Here is a 1,294-nt window from a genome sequence, read left to right as displayed (position 1 = left end):
CATAGATAGAGCCAAGTTTCCAATTCGCACCAATATAGCCTCTCTTAGCAGCACAACGTAATGCTGCAATAGCCTGATTTATATGCCCATTTTTATAAGCAGACATGCCACGTTTAAAAAAATAAAACGAACCATCATTCGCTTCTTGCAAGCTATTGACATCTATTACATAAACAGTCGAAAAAAATCCCCCTAAAATCACAACAATCGTGACTTTTTTCCATATCTGAAACCTATTAACCATTTCCCCCCCTATCTCAATTTTAATGATTATATCTGTTACAAATTTCTTTGTAGATATTTAAACTCTTTTTCTTAGTAAGAAGCATACGCGATTTTAAAGTAAAAATTTTAAAAGAAAAGACAAATAGATAAAAATCATCCAAAATGTTCGATAAAATTAAGTATCCATTTTTATATACAACAAATTGATTTTTAAATATAAATCATCATTCTATATTTTGTAACACATCCTTTAACATTCTAAGCTTTATCGATCTTAAAATTTTATACGTATGAGTAAAAATCATTCAATAAAATAACGTACATTAAACAGCAACTTGAGAATGAAGAGAATACATGATGAATGGTAAGCGTTTAAATATAAAAAACAATACGAAAGATGGGTAAATATAATGATGATAGTTAACTTATAACTTCACGACTGCCTTACCACCTTAAAGATGAAGTTTTTTGTCTCCGTCAATCTATAAACAATACAAGCTTTTTGTTTAACGGATTGCACCTGACATCATTTCACATGGGGTTACTTCATACTTTACACACAAGTTCTAACTCAGAATACTCACCACTACATACAAAAAAATACCACATGTGTAATTTTACATGCCTTATATTGCTACTCTAAATGATGATATTTTACAGAAATAAAACAATGTTTTGATTTATAATGATAATTTACCTTTTTGCATATTGAATGAGGACCTCGAATATCGTAAGATTCTCTCATTCCAAACCTGTTCCAGGTTAAATCAATCAAAACCATCCGCTTGCACATTACAAGCAGAGAGAGCTATGTGGATAAAAACTCTGTGTAAGAAAGAACTAAAAATGCCTCTTACGAACAGTTTGAGCTAAGGGTTGTCCGGATATTGGACAGAATGGTGCCCCCCCGGCGCTTGTTACTTCACAAGCATAAAGAAGGGAAGCTCAATGGATTTACCGTTATACCACTCATGATCTACGTCGTGGAATAGGCTTGGATGCCTTAAAAGATGTCTCTTTAATGATAAACATAAAACAATGGATTTCAGTAGAGATTTTATGATCGTTC

At 32.1% G+C, this 1,294-nt stretch carries 1 pseudogene; it reads right to left on the bottom strand.

The window, feature by feature from the left end:
* Positions 1-244 (bottom strand): annotated as a pseudogene (locus tag ACFIL3_RS10220) (sel1 repeat family protein); the annotation flags it as partial.
* Positions 245-1,294: the final 1,050 nt, after the last annotated feature.

Source organism: Bartonella sp. CE47NXGY (genome assembly GCF_042195415.1).
Classification (GTDB): Bacteria; Pseudomonadota; Alphaproteobacteria; order Rhizobiales; family Rhizobiaceae; genus Bartonella.
The sequence above is the reverse complement of the archived record's forward strand: the minus strand, read 5'-3'. Positions and strand labels throughout refer to the sequence as shown.